Genomic DNA, 14821 nt, shown 5'->3' on the forward strand with positions numbered 1-14821 from the left:
GTCGAGATTCAACAGAAGTACTACAACAAGTGGATCTCCGGTTCACTCGATTTGTTCGGCACCGACCATTCCGGTTCGGCGCAATGGGCGTATGCGTGGGGGATCAAGGGCCGCGTCGACGAGGACAAGGCAAGCCACGCGGCCGATAGGGAGCATCTCAACGAACGCGCGCGCGAGCAATTCTATGCGGAGGTGCAAGCGACCGTGGATCGCGTCAACGAGGTCAACGCGAGCAAGACGGCGTTCTACGTGCCGGACATGCGCTTCAATCGTCGGATCGGCGCGTTCGCAGGCAAACACTACGCTGCCGACGGTCGCGAACTGACGGCGGCCGAATGGGAGACGTATGCGCCCACCGTGCTGCCGAACGAGGCGGATGAAATCGCCCTCAAGGAATTCTTCAAGCGTCCGGACTGGATCGCCCCGAAAGGCAAGAACGTATGACGACTACGAACGGTAAGGCTGAGATCACCGCGTTCGGACGCGAAGCGCGCGTCTTCGACGGTAAACGCGTCGTCAACGCCTGGAAGGACGGCCATGTTGGGTTCATCGAGATGGATGACCCGCCGGCGAATACCTACACCCACGAGATGATGCGACAGCTCGACGACGCAATACTCGATGCGCGGTTCGACGATGCGATCGAAGTCATCGTCGTGACCGGTAAGGGCGAGAAGTTCTTTTCGGCCGGCGCGAATGTAGCGATGCTCGGCGCAGTCAGTCCGCAGTTCAAATACAATTTCTGCTTACACGCTAACGAAACGCTCAATCGCCTGGAACAGACGCCCAAGCTCATCGTCGCCGCGCTCAACGGGCACTGCGTCGGCGGGGGCATGGAAATCGCGATGGCGGCCGACATCCGCATCGCGCGCAAGGACGCAGGCAAGATCGGCTTGCCGGAGGTTTCACTCGGCGTCCTGCCCGGAACCGGCGGTACCCAGCGCCTAGCGCGACTCGTCGGCAAAGCGCGCGCCATCGAGTTGATGACGCTGGGCAAGACCTTCAGCTACGAACAGGCATTGGATTGGGGCATCGTCAGCGATATCTATGAAGGCTCGGCCGACGAGTTTCGGGCGCAGATCCTCGATTATGCGCGGCAGTTCTGCACCCCGAACAAAGCGCCGATGGCCGTGGGATTCATCAAACGCAGCGTGCAGACGGGCTGGGAGCTTCCGTTGCAGGACGCGCTCGCCCTCGAGCGCGAGCTGCAGGCTCAGCTCTTCAAGAGCGACGACGCGAAAGAGGGCATCGGCGCCTACACCGAAAAACGCGTCGCGCGCTTCAAGAACACATAGTGCGCCGCTGGGAGACGCTGACGTCGTTGGCCGCGGTCATTCTGGCGAGCGTCTCGGGTTTTCCCGTTCCCGGACGGCTTTGGTACGCCGGATTCGCGATCGCATTGATCGCCGTGGTCGGCGGCGCGCACGTGCATCGAACGCTCACCGGGCAGCGGCTAACGCCGAGCGGTCCTTCACCCGAGGAGCTTGCCCGCCGCATTCGCGAGCAGCGCAACCGGCGCTAACCACCCCTCTCGCGCTCCAGCATCGCTTCGTAGACCGCGTCGACGTTGGCCAGCGTGTCGATCTCGTCGACGGGTTTGTCGTCACGAATCCGCACGATACGTGGAAAACGCAGCGCGTAGCCGCTCTGGTGCAGCGCGCTCCTTTGGACGATGTCGAACGCGACCTCCAGCACGATACGAGGTTCGACCGCGAAGGCACGCCCGTACCCCGGTCCGTCGACGCGATGCTCGAGAAACCACGGCGTGAGCGTGGCGATCTCGGCATCCGTCAACCCGGAATAGGCTTTGCCGATCGTGAGCAGTTCGTCGTTGCTCCCGCGCACCGCGAAGGTGTAATCGGAAAGCACTTTGGCGCGCTTACCGTGGCCCCACTCCACGCCTACCACCACCACGTCGAGCGTCGCCAGCTCGCGCTTGAGCTTGAGCCACCACTTACCGCGCCGGCCCGGCACGTAGGGCGAGTCCGCACGCTTGAACACCGCACCCTCGTGACCGCGAAGGCGCGCAGCCTCGAAGCGCGCGTTGATCTCCTCGGCGCTTACCTCGAGTTCGAAGCGTTCGAAGGGCGCGAGAAGCAGATGCGCGTTCGGCACGAGCGCTTCCGCCAACCGCGAGCGCCGTTCGTGCAACGGCCGGTCGAGGAGGAGTGCATCGCCGATCGTCATCGCGTCGAAGACCACGTACTGCAACGGCACTTCTGCCAGCAGCCGCGCATCGATCTCCTTGCGCTGCAGCCGCGCCTGCAGCGTGCGAAACGGCAGCACTTTGCCGTCACGCGAGGCGATGATCTCGCCGTCGAGCATCATGCGCCGCGGCTGATCCCGAAGTGCCGCCGCGATCTCCGGATAGGAGCGCGTCACGTCGTTGAGGGTGCGGGAGAAGAGCGTGACGTGCGCGCCGTCAACGTGCGCCTGGGCTCGAATGCCGTCGTACTTGTCCTCAGCGAACCAGGCGTGACCCGCCAAATCCGTATAGTGCTCACCGTACGCCATCGCCGAGGCGAGCATGAAGCCGATTGGCGACCCGAGCCGCATGCGAAGGTCATCGAGCCTGCCGAGCCGGGCCGCAGCCGCGACGGCGCCCACGTCGCCGCTCACCATGGCCGCGCGCCGGATTCGCTCCTGCGTCTCGTCGAATGCGGCGGCGATCGCGTCGAGCACCAATCCCTCGCGCAAGCCGATCCGCAGATCGCCGGTCATGATCTTGATCACGTACGTGGCTTCGAGCGGGTCGCCACACGCGGCCAAGATGCGCTCGCACAAGTGAAGCCGCCGCTTTCCCGCCGCGCGTCCGGACGCGGCGGCGATCTCTTCGAAGATCGCGGCCAGCGAGGACGGCGTTAGCCGTTCGTCGTGAAAGAGCGCGAGATCGACGGATTCGCGCGCAAGCGGACCGAGCGCGTCACCGAGGTCACCGTGTTCGCGATAACCCGCACGCAGTTGGGCGGCGGTGACGCCCCAGACGTGCTCCGCCGCTTCGACGATCGTACGACCGCCGATCGAGAGCTGCTTCTGCTCGCGTGCGCCAAATGGGTTGCCGGTGAAAAAGCGCGTTGCGGGCGCCAGATCGACATCGTCGCGGCCGCGTAGATACGCCGCGAGGATGGCGACTTTCTCGAGCTTTCCGCTCGAGGCGGCAACGGCGGCGCAGGTGCGGGCGAAGGCGATCATGGAAGCTCTTTTCCATGGTAACGGCCTTCATCCTGATGAACGTCTCCCGCACGCACCTCCGGTCGATTGCCGACGATCTGCTCGCGATCGACGGCATTGCCGAGGTCTACTCGGTAGCCGGTCCATTCGACATCGTCGCGGTGGCTCGCGTGCGAGCGCACGACGATCTCAACGATCTGGTAACCGAGCACGTCGCGGCGCTCGAAGGGATCGAGAACACCGAGACGCTGATCGCGTTCAAGACGTTCGCCAAGAAAGATCTCGGGCTGCTTTGGGACATCGGTATCGACTAGCGGTCATTGCGCTCCTGGTCGTCTCAGCCGCTACGAATGCGCGCGCGCAGTCGAACGGCGAGGACCTCAGCACGGCAGCTGCGCACTTTAAATCGGCAATCGCGCGTATGAACGCACTACCGGTTCCGCCGGCGCTGCATTATCAGGTACGGATTGCTACTACCGGCGGCACGGTAAGCGCTACCGCCATGAAAGTCGTGTTCTTTCCGGGCGCCGGCCTACGTACAGACGCCTCGTACGAAGCCGACCTCAGCTTGACGTCGACAAGCGCGCCGTCGCCGATCTTGAACCCAACCTGGGGGTCGGCGTTTGGCTGGATGGAGCATCGCAGCATGCTCGTGCATGCCGCACGCTCGCCCGCGCCGTCGTCGGCGGCGGTCGACGTGCGGTTGCCCACGATCGTCGTCGTCGCCGCTGCGCCGGCTGCGATCTACCGCGTCGTGCACGAGCAAGACGAGGCCTGTCCCAACGGCGAGCCCGGCTGGCGGCAGCAGGTCATTGCGGTACGCGATGCTGATTCGCATCCGCTCGTCGCGACGGTCATCAACCAGCGAACCGGACTCTTCTGTGCGCTCGACTATCAGGAATCGGTGGAAGGCAGCGGCGCGGTCGCGGCGCAAGGCTCTGCTGAACTACGTTTTGCGACGACGGGGCCGTACTACCTCATGACCGGCGCGCATTTCAGTATGCACGCGGAAAGCGAGCGCGGACCGGCGAGCATGTCGGCCGAGATTTCGCTCAGCGATTTCGAACCGTTACGGTAGTTCGATGCGGTACAGATCCGCGCCGTCCAGCCACAGCCGCTGCATCTTGCCCTCGAAGAGCGTGTCGAAGCGCACCGTGGAATCGCCAAGGGTATAGGTTCCGTTGGCGTTTGTGCGCAGGGGATTGAGGCCGTCCGTGGTCAGTTTGCCCTTGACGATGACGACGCGAATGACGACCGGCGAGCCGAAGATCGAGTTTTCGTAGCGGCCGACGAGTCGATCCCACGCGGCGGGATGCGCGAACGTGGTAGGACCGGCGTGCTTGCCGTTGACGTAGAACGCGCTCCCGTTGGTGAAGCCGTCGACGGCCTTGGCCTTATTGCGCTCGAATGCGACGTAGAAGATCGTAAAGCGCGGATCGTCGGTCCAAAAAATGTCCCGATCCGCGGCGACGAGTTGATAACTCTTCGCGCCGTCGTGCAGCGCGAGCGTGCCGTTATCGTTAGCGACGACGACGCCGGTACCGCTCGCGCTGCGATAGGTGCCCACGTAGTCGCTCGCGGCGATTTTCGGCGGAGCGATCGGCGGTCCGGAGGGCGGCGGCGGCAACGGCTGTCCCAGACTCTGTGCGCGCAGCACCGCCATCGCATACTTCACGATCGCGCATGGGTGCAGCGGCGCTTCGACCAGATTCGATAGGCCGATCGCACCGAAACCGCGGGTGAGATTGGCTTGAAAGCAGGCGGTGTATCCCGAGACGCCGCCGGTGTGACCGACGAGATGATCCCCGCCGGTGTGGAAAACGGAGAGGCCGTAGCCGTATTCGTGATAAAACGCGGGCCACTCCGCTAATTCCACATGCTTCGCTACGTCAGGCGCGCCATCGTTGAAATGGTCGGCGCTGGTCATTGCCGCGAAGGTCGCGGGTTTGAGCAGCTGCGCGCCGTTTGCGGCCTTCCCACCGTTCAAATAGAAGCGGATGTATGCTGCCATATCCCCGGGCGTCGAGATCACGGAGCCCGCCGGATCGACGAAGTCGGTGAAGGGCGACGGTATCAGCACGGGATGCGGCGGTGCGGCGACGTAGTCGGCATCGCGGAATTGATAGCCGGTCGCGGTGGGAGCCGAGAGCGTGCGATCGTTGAATACCGCAAAGCTATCGCTCATGCCGAGCGGCGCAAAGACGTGATTTTCGATGTTGGTTTGCCAGCTGTCGCGCGAGACCGCAGCCACGATCGCTCCGACGGTGCCGAAGCCGTCATTCGAATATGACCACGCGGTGCCGGGCGGAAAGAGCGTGTGCGCGTTGCGCAGCGCCGCGATCGCGAAGCCGTATTGCTGGAAGGTGTAGTCGTCGGGCACGCCTGCGGTGTGCGAGAGGAGCTGGTGAACCAGAATCGGCGCACCCTTCGAGTGGATCGACCACGACGGTAAATACTGCTGCACCCGCGCGTTCAGATCGATGAGGCCTTTGTCGTGCAACTGCAGCAGCGCAACCGTCGTCATCGATTTCGAAATCGAACCAATCGGAAAACGCGTGTCAGGGCCGACCGGCGTTTTGCTCGCAACGTCCGCCATGCCTACGGTAATGATCGCCAGCGTGTGGGTGCGGTCGGTAATCGCGACCGACATCCCCGGCGCGCCCTGATCCTTCAGCGCTTGCGGAGCGTAGGCGCGAATCGCGGCGATCGCATCGTCGAGCGTCGGTGCCGTCGACGATGTCTGCGCCGGCGCAGGCGCGATTTGCGCGGCGAATCCGAGGGCCAGAAGAAGGCTAAAAAAGCGAGAGTTGCGCATGGTCCTCCATATACTCGGCGTCGACGCCGAGTGCACGCAGCCGGTAGACGAAATCGCGGCAACCGTGGTTGAGGAGCACTTTGCGCGGTTGCGCCCGTTCGACGTATTGCAACAGCGCGGGATAATCGGCGTGATCGGAGAGCGCGAAGCCGCGCTCCGTTCCATAACGGAGGAGCGCGCCGCGATCGAGCGACCAGCCGGTCAGCACGGCCGTGCGTACCGGTGTCTTGCGCAGCGCCTTGGGTAACGCCTTTCCACCGGGCGGCCAAATCAGCACGCTGCGCCTATCGAAGGTCGCTGCGTCGTAGCGCGTGTACGGAGGCAGCGGCACCTCACACGCAGCGTAGACCTGTGCCAAGGTATAGACCGCGTCGTGCACCGTTAGCGGCAACCCGGCACCGCCGAGAATCGCCATCGCCTCTTGTGCCTTGCCGAGCGAATAGGCGAAGAACACCGGTACCGCGTCGCCGTCGAGTGTCTCGCGCGCGAAAGCGATCATCTGCGCCGCGACCTCGTCGTGCGGCGGGAAAACATACTGCGGTCGCCCGTAGGTGCACTCCATCAAGACGACATCGCAGCGTTTGACTTCCGGGGGTTCGACCGTCAGCGAGGTGCGCAACTTGAAGTCGCCGGTATAGACGAAGCGTCCGCTTTCGCCCTCGATCATCAGTTGCGCGCTGCCGAGGATGTGGCCGGCCGAGAAGAGGCTCAGCCGATAATCACGCTCTTCCCAGGGCTCGTTAAAGGCATGCTCTTCAAATGCGACCGCCGCGTGCCGCGCAAACCGGGCGCGGCAAATGCGTGCGGTGTTGGGAGTCGCGACCAGCGTCCGGTGTTCGCGCGCATGATCGCTATGGCCGTGCGATACGTAGCAGCGCTGCTGCGAGCGCAGGCTGTCGATCCACAGGTCGAGCGCTTCGACGTAGAGGGACTTCTGAGAGCGAGAGAACACCTCCCGAACATTCGTTCGGCGTGGCGGGATTCACTCCAGCCGCGCAACAGTATGCCGATGGGATGGGGTTAAAGAAGAAACTATGGCACGCATCTATGAGAACCTGGCCGACACGTTCGGCAATACGCCCCTCGTCAAGATCCCGCGGCTCAACAAGGGGCTCGGCGGCACGGTGCTGGTTAAAATGGAGTCGTTCAATCCCGCCGGATCCGTCAAGGACCGCATCGGCGTCTCGATGATCGAGGCGGCCGAGCGTGACGGGCGCCTGCTTCCCGGGATGAAGATCCTGGAGCCGACCAGCGGCAACACCGGGATCGCCCTCGCCTTCGTGGCGGCTGCTAAGGGATATCAGTGCATTCTGGTGATGCCCGACACGATGACGATCGAGCGGCGCAGTCTGTTGAAAGCGTATGGCGCGCAGGTCATTCTGACGCCGGGTGCTGACGGCATGAAGGGTGCGATTGCGAAGGCGTTGGAGATTTATACGGCTGAGCCGAACAAATATTTCATGCCGCAGCAATTCGAGAATCCGGCCAACCCCGAGATTCATCGCCGCACGACCGCCGAAGAAATTTGGCGCGACACCGACGGCGCCGTCGATATCTTCATCGCAATGGTCGGCACCGGCGGCACGATCACCGGCGTCGGCGAAGTACTCAAGCAACGCAAGGCCGGCGTCAAAGTCATTGCCGGCGAACCGGATGCTTCGCCGGTGCTTACGGGGGGTGCCCCCGGGCCGCACAAAATCCAAGGCACCGGCACCGGATTCATTCCCAAAGTGCTCGACACTCACGTATACGACGAGGTGATCCGGGTGACCGATGCGGATGCGATCGCCACCGCACGACGCCTCGCACGCGAGGAAGGCATGCTTGTCGGCATCTCTGCCGGTGCGAACGTGTGGGCGGCGCTACAAGTCGCGGCGCGTCCCGAGTCGGCCGGCAAAACGATCGTCACGATCGGCTGCGACACCGGCGAGCGCTACCTGAGCAATCCGGTGTTCGCCGATCAAGAAGCGGTGGTGGTCGAACCCGCGCTCGTTATTTGATGCACGTTGAGGTCACGCGCGGCGACCTGGTAGAGTCCGTCCACCACGTCGCCGCCTGCGCGGCAACCGCGCGCGGTGACGTGATCCTACAGGCCGGCGATATCGAATCGCCGGTCTTTCTGCGTTCAACCGCCAAGCCGTTCATCGCTGCGGCGGCAATCGAGGCCGGCGTCCGCGAGGCGTTCGATCTCGATATGCGCGAGATTGCCGTCATGAGCGCCTCGCACGTCGGCGAGCCGTTTCACATCGCGGCGGTGCGTTCGCTCTTGCAAAAGATTGGGCTCGACGAATCGGCCTTGCAATGCGGCGCGCATTTGCCGTACGACGAAGCGGCTGCACATGACATGCTCCGTCACGGTAAAGCGCCGACCGCGATCGACAATAACTGTTCGGGCAAGCACGCCGGTATTCTCGCGCTCTGTCGCGCCTTGGGCGGCGATGTGGCGACGTACATGGACGTGGACAATCCGGCGCAGCGGCATATCCTGGCATTTTGTGCGCGTCTTTCCGACGACGACCCGGCAACGTGGCCGCTTGGCATCGACGGCTGCGGGATTCCGGTCTACGCTACCGGACTGCGGAGAGCGGCGATGGCCTTTGCGCGCTTTGGATCGCTGACCGAACTTTCGCCGCGAGACGCGCAAGCGTTGCTCGTCGTACGCGACGCGATGGTGTCGCATCCCGAATACGTTTCCGGGACGGGACAGTTCGACACGCGGGTGATGAGCGCCGGTGCAGGAGCGCTCGCGTGTAAATCGGGTGCCGAGGGCGTCCATGGCCTGACGCTGATCCCCCAGGGCATCGGCACGGCGCTCAAAGTCCTCGACGGAACCCCCCGTGCGCGCGGACCGGCGGTGTTGGCGATGTTGCGCGCTCTAGGTAGTCCGGCCGCCCATGCGACCGCCCTAGCCGCCTTCATCGAGCCGATCGTGTATAATCGGGCAGGGCATGCCGTCGGAGCGATCCGCGCAGTCTCTGACTTCGCCGTCGAACAAGCGAGTACGTAAGCACTAAAATTGCGTGACTATCTGCGCCTGCTGCAAGAGCGGGTATTGATTTACGACGGCGCCATGGGCACACAGCTCATGGCGCTTGAACTGTCCGCCAAGGATTTTGGCGGCGACCGGTATTTGGGCTGCTACGAGGCGCTCGTACTGACGCGCCCGGACGCGATACGCGCGATCCATACCGCCTATCTCGAGGCCGGCGCAGACGTGGTCGAGACGGACTCGTTCACCGCCTCGCGGCTCAAACTCGACGAATTCGGGCTCGGCGACAAAACGCACGAGATCAATCGCCGCTCGGCGGAACTCGCGCGCGAGGCGTGTGACGCGATTGCGACCCCCGATCGCCCGCGCTTCGTGGCCGGCGCGATGGGTCCGACCGGAATGCTCATTTCGTCCTCGGATCCGACGCTCTCGAAAGTCACCTTCGAACAACTCGCCGGCATCTACGGCGAGCAAGCTCGTGGACTGGTCGAAGGGGGCGCCGACCTGCTCTTGCTCGAGACGATGCAAGATCTGCTCGAGCTCAAGGCCGCCATCGCCGGGATCACGCGTGAGTTCGGTCGCGGAATGCGGCGCGTTCCGATTCAGGCGCAGCCGACGTTGATCACCGAGGGCCGCATGTTGCTCGGCACCGACATCCGCGCAATCACCGCGACGCTCGATGCCCTGCCGATCGACGTCATCGGGCTCAACTGCTCGACCGGGCCGGCGCACATGCGCGACCCCATCCGCTACCTGGTCGAGAGCTCGCGCTGCTTCGTGAGCGTCGTGCCGAACGCGGGTTTGCCGCGCATGGGCCCCAAGGGCGAGACGATCTATCCCGAGACGCCGCCCGAGATGTCGCGCGAGCTGATCGCGTTCGTGCGCGAGCTGGGCGTCAACGCGATCGGCGGCTGCTGCGGCACCACGCCGGCGCACATCGCGGCGTTCCGCGCCGGCCTGGACGCGCTCGAGGCCGGCGGTCACGTGCCGCGCCGGCCGGAGCCCAAGCCGTTGCAGCTGGCCGCGTCGGCGATGACGGCGGTCGCACTGCGGCAGGAAGGGACGGTGCTGCTGATCGGCGAGCGCGTCAACGCGCAGGGCTCGCGCAAGATCAAGCGTCTGCTGCTGGCCGAGGACTACGACGAGATCACGCTGGTCGCCCGCGAGCAGGTCGAGGGCGGCGCGCACCTGCTCGACATCTGCACCGCGCTCACCGAGCGCACCGACGAAGACGCGCAGATGGCGACCATCGTCAAGCGTTTGGCGCAATCGGTCGAAGCGCCGCTCGTCATCGACTCGACCGAGCCGAAGGTGCTCGAGGCCGCCCTGAAGATCTACGCCGGCCGGCCCGTCGTCAACTCGGTCCATCTGGAGAACGGCCGCGACAAGGTCGACTCGGTGCTGCCGCTGGTGAAGGAAGCCGGTGCCGCCGTCGTCGCGCTCACGATCGACGAGACCGGGATGGCCAAGACCGCGGCCCGCAAGCTCGAGGTCGCGCAGCGCATCCACGACATCGTCGTCGGCGAGTACGAGATTCCGGCCGGCGCGCTGATCTTCGACGACCTGACCTTCACGCTCGCGACCGGCGACGCCGAGTACCTGGACTCGGCCGTCGAGACGATCGAGGGGATTCGTGCGATCAAGGCCGCGCTGCCGGGCGTATTGACCTCGCTGGGCGTCTCGAACGTCAGCTTCGGCCTCAAGCCCGCCGCGCGTCACGCGCTCAACTCGGTGTTCCTGCACCACTGCGTCGAGGCCGGGCTCGACATGGCGATCGTCAACCCGAAGGACGTGAAGCCGTACGCGGAGCTCGACGCGACCGAGCGCGAGCTCTGCGACGACCTGGTGTTCAACCGCCGGCCCGACGCGCTGCAGCGCGTCATCGAGCACTTCGAGTCGGTCACCGTCAGCAGCGACGGCGCGGCCGCCGTCGACGAAGATGCCGACGCCCCGGTCGAGGTACGCATCCACCAGGCGATCCTGCGCCGCCGCAAGGACGGCATCGAGGCGAAGGTCGACGAGGCGCTGCGCGATCGCGACCCGGTCGACGTGCTCAACAACGTCCTGCTGCCCGCGATGAAAGAGGTCGGCGACAAGTTCGGCGCCGGCGAGCTGATCCTACCCTTCGTATTGCAGTCGGCCGAGGTGATGAAGAAGGCCGTCGCGCACCTCGAGCAGTTCCTCGAGCGCAAGGAAGGCGTCAGCAAAGGCGTGATCGTGCTGGCGACGGTCTTCGGCGACGTGCACGACATCGGCAAGAACTTGGTCGGGACGATCCTCTCGAACAACGGCTACACCGTCCACGATCTGGGCAAGCAGGTTCCGGTCGGAACGATCCTCGAGCGCGCGCAGGAAGTCGACGCCGACGCGATCGGCCTCTCGGCGCTGCTGGTCTCGACCTCCAAGCAGATGCCGACGCTGGTCAAAGAGCAGATCTCGCGGGGGCTCTCGTATCCGGTCGTGATCGGCGGCGCCGCGATCAACCGCGATTTCGGGCGGCGCACCGCGTTCGCGGCCGACGCGTTCTTCGACCCCGGCGTGTTCTACGCCAAGGACGCCTTCGAAGGGCTCGAGATCCTCGACGCGCTGACCGCGCCCGAAGCGCGCGAAGCGCTGGTCGAGCAGGTTCGCAGCGAGGCGCAGGCCTTGCGCGCGAAAGATCAGGGCGCGATCGCGGCGCCGCGTCCCGAGGGACGCACCGCACGCGCCGAGGTCGGCGTCGCCGACGTACCGCACGCGCCGTTCCTCGGTGCGCGCACGCTGCCGCACGTCGACGTGCGCGAGCTGTGGCCGTGCTACGACCTCAAGTCGCTGTACCGGCTCTCGTGGGGCGGCGCCAGCACCAAGGGTGAAGCGTGGGACCGGTTGGTGGGCGAGGAGTTCGCGCCGCGCCTGGCGCGGTATCAGGCACTCGCCGAACGGGAGCCGCTGCTCGATCCGCGCGTCGTGTACGGGTACTTCCCGGCCGCCGGCAGCGGCGACGACGTCATCGTGTACGATCCGCGCGACCCCGCCCGCGAGATCGCGCGCTTCACCTTCGCGCGTCAGGCCGGCGGCGAGCACTTGTGTCTGGCCGACTACGTGCGCGAACCGGTGAACGGCGGCGCCGGCGACGTCATCGCGCTGCAGGTCGTCACCGTCGGCGAGGAGCCTTCACGGCGCGTCGAGGCCGCGCAGCAGCGCGGCGACTACAGCGAGTCGTACTTCCTGCACGGGTTCTCGGTGCAGGCGGCCGAGGCGTTGGCTGAGCGCACGCACCGGCGCATCCGTGCGGAGCTGGGACTCGCGCCGGAGCGCGGCAAGCGCTACTCGTGGGGTTACGGCGCCTGCCCGGATCTGAGCCAGCACGAGCTGGTATGGCGCTTGCTCGACGTCGAACGCGCGATCGGCGCGTCGTTGACGTCGGCGTATCAGATCACGCCCGAGCAGTCGACCGCGGCGATCGTCATCCATCATCCGCGCGCGGCGTACTTCAACGCTGCCGCGACACGCGAGCTCGCAACGGTGTGATCCGGTGCACGCGCGTTTGCGCGGGCGCCGTAAGTAGTCAGTAAGAGCGCGAGCGTACCTTCTCGCCGGTAGCTGGATTTCGCACGCTATCGATTGAGAGGAACACGTATGGCGACGACCCTTGCCAATTTGCCGGCGGCTGATCGAGCGAATTTCGAGAAGCGACTTGCCGTCTATCGCGTGGCACCGACCGCGGTCGCTCAAGCCGACCTGGTCGTGCCCGCGAATTCCGAGATGACGCTCTCGGTCAGCGACTCGAAGAGCGCCGTCAAACCCCAGACGCTGACGACGACGAGTCTGTCGGAGTTGAAGTCGTGGATCGGCTTACCGGACACGTTGTACAGCGCCGGAAAGCTCGACCGCGCCAAGGTCGTGATGCCGAAGGTGGCCGCGAGCGCGCTCACCGCCGAGGCCACCGCGGCCATCCGCACCGCGGCCGCCGCGTACCTATTCGGCGAGTCGAGCTCGGTCTCGGCGTATCAGTCGGCGATCGAAAAGTACTTCAAGAACTTCCAGATCATCTTCTGGCCGTTCTACACGATCACGGTCGGCGCGAACAGCACGCTGACGATGGGCCCCGGACAGAACGTCCTCTCGGCTTGGAAGATCGTGCTCGAAAAGGGCGCCAAAGTGAAAGCTGCTCAGGGCGCGCTCAAAGTCGACTCCGTGATCTTGCAGGTCGCGTAAGGGGAGCATGACATGTCATTTGTGTATACGGTCGCCTCGGGCCTGAACGGCCCCAACGGTACGAACGGCGGCAACGGCTTCAGCGGGTCGACGGGCAACGCGGCCGTCTGTCACTGGGACAGCACCGATCAACCGACCGCCGCGGGCCCGGGCGGCCACGGCACCGACGGTTCCGACGGCTCCAACGGTGGCGACGCGCCGCCGCCCAGCCCGCTGCAATTCCAGATCGGTCAGCTGATCGGGAGCGTGCAATGCATCGCGCAAGGCGGTGTCGGCGGCAACGGGGGCAACGGTGGCAACGGCGGCAGCGGCGGCGCCGGCGGCAACGGCGGCAGCGGCAGCGGTTGCACGAACGGTGCTGCCGGTGGGAACGGCGGCGACGGAGGCAACGGCGGCAATGGCGGGAACGGCGGCGCCGGCGGCAACGGCCCCGACATCGTCGCGCTCTACACCACCATCGAAGCCGGCGGCCAGTTCCAACTGAACTCGACGATCGGCTCCGGCGGGCAAGCCGGTGCCGGCGGTAATCCCGGCGCGGGCGGCGCCGGTGGCGACGCCGGCGACAACGGCGCCGAGGCACAGGGTGGGAATCCCGGCAAGGCAGGCAAATCCGGTCTGCCCGGCGCGAAAGGCTTCGCGGGCCAGACCAGCATCGTGCAGCAGCAATGACGACGCTGCCGGAACGCGGCCACCACCTGCGCTCGCTGGTGCGCGCCGCTGCCGACCTCAGCGGCGCGGATACGGCGGCTGTCGTCGCCGCGCGAGCCGCGGTGCTCGGTCCACGTTCCGGCGAGCGTGGCGTGATCCGCTCGACGCTCAACAACGACGGCACGCCGTTGCAGGTCTGCGTCACCGCGCACGCGCGCGGTCGTGCGGTCCGGCTCATCGGCGACCCCGGCGCGTCCGCGCCGACGATCCGCGCGCGGGTCGCGGCCGGACGTGCCGCCTCGATCGCGCTGTTCGGCTCGACGCCGAGCGGCGTGTTGGCCGCGCGCACGGTGACGGCGCTCCTGCCGGCGTCGATCACCGACCGCGTCGAGGCGCTGCGCGGCGTGCTCTGGTTGGCCAGCGGCGTGCGCGGTACCGAGCGTGCCGTCTACGTCAAGGCACGCTGGGACGGTGCGTGCGCGGATTGGGAACGCGTTCGCACCTGCGTGCAGGCGCTGCTCCCCGCGCCGGAGGAGGCCGAGGACGCGATCGACGCGCTGCGCGGCTGCGCGCAACCGGTCAGCGTCGGCTACGAGACCGCGGGCGACGATCGTGCGCGGTTGAAGATCTATTGGCGGCTGGAACGGCCCGTCGTCCTCGCGTCGCTGGGCATCGCGCTCTTGCGCGAGGACGCGTTCCGCGACGTGCTGGAGCGCGTCGTCGGACGGCACAGCATTCTCAGCTCGGGGCTCGTGTTCAGCACCAGCTACGCGCTGCGCGACGGCACGAGTGCCGACGCGAAGGTCGACGTGTGCGCGCATTGCTTACCGTACGCACCGGCGCAGTGGAACGCGACTGCCGAACGGCTTGCCGCCGATCACGGGCTGGAATCGCCCGGGATCGAGGCCGCACTGCGCGACGGCTGGGCCGAGCCGGCTTTCCTCGGGTTCGGCGTCGACCGGCAGCGGCGCGCGCGCCTGAACGTCTATCTGAAGGAATGA

At 65.8% G+C, this 14821-nt stretch carries 14 protein-coding genes; 11 read left to right on the forward strand and 3 right to left on the reverse strand.

All coding sequences use genetic code 11. The features are described 5' to 3' along the window. The 3 genes from VMD91_02410 to VMD91_02420 form a co-directional block, all read left to right on the forward strand. Window positions 1–444, forward strand: a 444-nt coding sequence (locus VMD91_02410; protein HTW82904.1) for a hypothetical protein, incomplete at its 5' end; no start/stop codon positions are given. Continuing rightward, window positions 441–1295, forward strand: coding sequence for an enoyl-CoA hydratase/isomerase family protein (locus VMD91_02415; GenBank protein HTW82905.1), 855 nt, complete (start codon window positions 441–443; stop codon window positions 1293–1295). The genes VMD91_02410 and VMD91_02415, both read left to right, overlap by 4 nt. Continuing rightward, window positions 1295–1522, forward strand: a complete 228-nt coding sequence (locus VMD91_02420) for a hypothetical protein (GenBank protein HTW82906.1) — start codon at window positions 1295–1297, stop codon at window positions 1520–1522. Before VMD91_02415 ends, VMD91_02420 begins: the two co-directional genes overlap by 1 nt. Here VMD91_02420 and VMD91_02425 read toward each other — a convergent pair. Continuing rightward, window positions 1519–3192, reverse strand: a complete 1674-nt coding sequence (locus VMD91_02425; protein ID HTW82907.1) for an ATP-dependent DNA ligase — start codon at window positions 3190–3192, stop codon at window positions 1519–1521. The genes VMD91_02420 and VMD91_02425 overlap by 4 nt on opposite strands. Window positions 3193–3206: 14 nt before the next feature. Here VMD91_02425 and VMD91_02430 point away from each other — a divergent pair, with 14 nt between their 5' ends. Both VMD91_02430 and VMD91_02435 read left to right on the forward strand, forming a co-directional pair. Further along, window positions 3207–3485, forward strand: a complete 279-nt coding sequence (locus tag VMD91_02430) for an Lrp/AsnC ligand binding domain-containing protein (GenBank protein HTW82908.1) — start codon at window positions 3207–3209, stop codon at window positions 3483–3485. Between the two features lie 188 nt (window positions 3486–3673). Continuing rightward, on the forward strand, window positions 3674–4249 hold the full coding sequence (locus VMD91_02435; GenBank protein ID HTW82909.1) for a hypothetical protein: 576 nt from the start codon (window positions 3674–3676) through the stop codon (window positions 4247–4249). On the opposite strand, the gene VMD91_02440 is transcribed toward VMD91_02435, so the two are convergent. Further along, window positions 4241–5986 (reverse strand): serine hydrolase domain-containing protein, encoded by a 1746-nt coding sequence (locus VMD91_02440; protein HTW82910.1) that lies wholly within the window; start codon window positions 5984–5986, stop codon window positions 4241–4243. The two genes, VMD91_02435 and VMD91_02440, sit on opposite strands and share 9 nt — an antisense overlap. Then, window positions 5964–6938, reverse strand: a complete 975-nt coding sequence (locus tag VMD91_02445; protein ID HTW82911.1) for an MBL fold metallo-hydrolase RNA specificity domain-containing protein — start codon at window positions 6936–6938, stop codon at window positions 5964–5966. The genes VMD91_02440 and VMD91_02445 overlap by 23 nt, the downstream gene beginning before the upstream one ends. Before the next feature lie 82 nt (window positions 6939–7020). Between VMD91_02445 and cysK the strand changes: the two genes are divergently transcribed. The 6 genes from cysK (at window position 7021) to VMD91_02475 (ending at window position 14821) form a co-directional block, all read left to right on the forward strand. Next, the gene (gene cysK, locus VMD91_02450; GenBank protein ID HTW82912.1) at window positions 7021–7986 is read left to right on the forward strand and encodes a cysteine synthase A; all 966 of its coding nucleotides are present in this window, start codon (window positions 7021–7023) and stop codon (window positions 7984–7986) included. After that, window positions 7986–8993, forward strand: coding sequence for an asparaginase (locus tag VMD91_02455; GenBank protein ID HTW82913.1), 1008 nt, complete (start codon window positions 7986–7988; stop codon window positions 8991–8993). The genes cysK and VMD91_02455 overlap by 1 nt, the downstream gene beginning before the upstream one ends. Before the next feature lie 9 nt (window positions 8994–9002). Further along, window positions 9003–12485: a methionine synthase gene (gene metH, locus VMD91_02460; GenBank protein HTW82914.1), complete on the forward strand. Its 3483-nt coding sequence runs from the start codon at window positions 9003–9005 to the stop codon at window positions 12483–12485. Window positions 12486–12665: 180 nt separating this feature from the next. Further along, window positions 12666–13172 carry a hypothetical protein gene (locus VMD91_02465; protein ID HTW82915.1) on the forward strand — a complete coding sequence of 169 codons (507 nt, stop codon included), beginning with the start codon at window positions 12666–12668 and terminating at the stop codon, window positions 13170–13172. Window positions 13173–13184: 12 nt separating this feature from the next. Further along, a complete protein-coding gene (locus VMD91_02470) occupies window positions 13185–13841 on the forward strand; it encodes a hypothetical protein (GenBank protein ID HTW82916.1) in 657 nt (218 codons plus the stop codon). Next, the gene (locus tag VMD91_02475; GenBank protein HTW82917.1) at window positions 13838–14821 is read left to right on the forward strand and encodes a hypothetical protein; all 984 of its coding nucleotides are present in this window, start codon (window positions 13838–13840) and stop codon (window positions 14819–14821) included. The genes VMD91_02470 and VMD91_02475 overlap by 4 nt, the downstream gene beginning before the upstream one ends.

The sequence above is a fragment of the Candidatus Sulfotelmatobacter sp. genome (genome assembly GCA_035504415.1).
Lineage (GTDB): Bacteria > Vulcanimicrobiota > Vulcanimicrobiia > Vulcanimicrobiales > Vulcanimicrobiaceae > Vulcanimicrobium.

What these genes read in the sequence shown, in the direction of transcription:
- VMD91_02415 (HTW82905.1), top strand. Translation starts at nt 441, where the DNA reads ATGACGACTACGAACGGTAAGGCTGAGATCACCGCGTTCGGACGCGAA.
- VMD91_02425 (HTW82907.1), bottom strand. Translation starts at nt 3,192, where the DNA reads ATGATCGCCTTCGCCCGCACCTGCGCCGCCGTTGCCGCCTCGAGCGGA.
- VMD91_02430 (HTW82908.1), top strand. Translation starts at nt 3,207, where the DNA reads ATGGTAACGGCCTTCATCCTGATGAACGTCTCCCGCACGCACCTCCGG.
- VMD91_02435 (HTW82909.1), top strand. Translation starts at nt 3,674, where the DNA reads ATGAAAGTCGTGTTCTTTCCGGGCGCCGGCCTACGTACAGACGCCTCG.
- VMD91_02440 (HTW82910.1), bottom strand. Translation starts at nt 5,986, where the DNA reads ATGCGCAACTCTCGCTTTTTTAGCCTTCTTCTGGCCCTCGGATTCGCC.
- cysK (HTW82912.1), top strand. Translation starts at nt 7,021, where the DNA reads ATGGCACGCATCTATGAGAACCTGGCCGACACGTTCGGCAATACGCCC.
- VMD91_02455 (HTW82913.1), top strand. Translation starts at nt 7,986, where the DNA reads ATGCACGTTGAGGTCACGCGCGGCGACCTGGTAGAGTCCGTCCACCAC.
- VMD91_02470 (HTW82916.1), top strand. Translation starts at nt 13,185, where the DNA reads ATGTCATTTGTGTATACGGTCGCCTCGGGCCTGAACGGCCCCAACGGT.
- VMD91_02475 (HTW82917.1), top strand. Translation starts at nt 13,838, where the DNA reads ATGACGACGCTGCCGGAACGCGGCCACCACCTGCGCTCGCTGGTGCGC.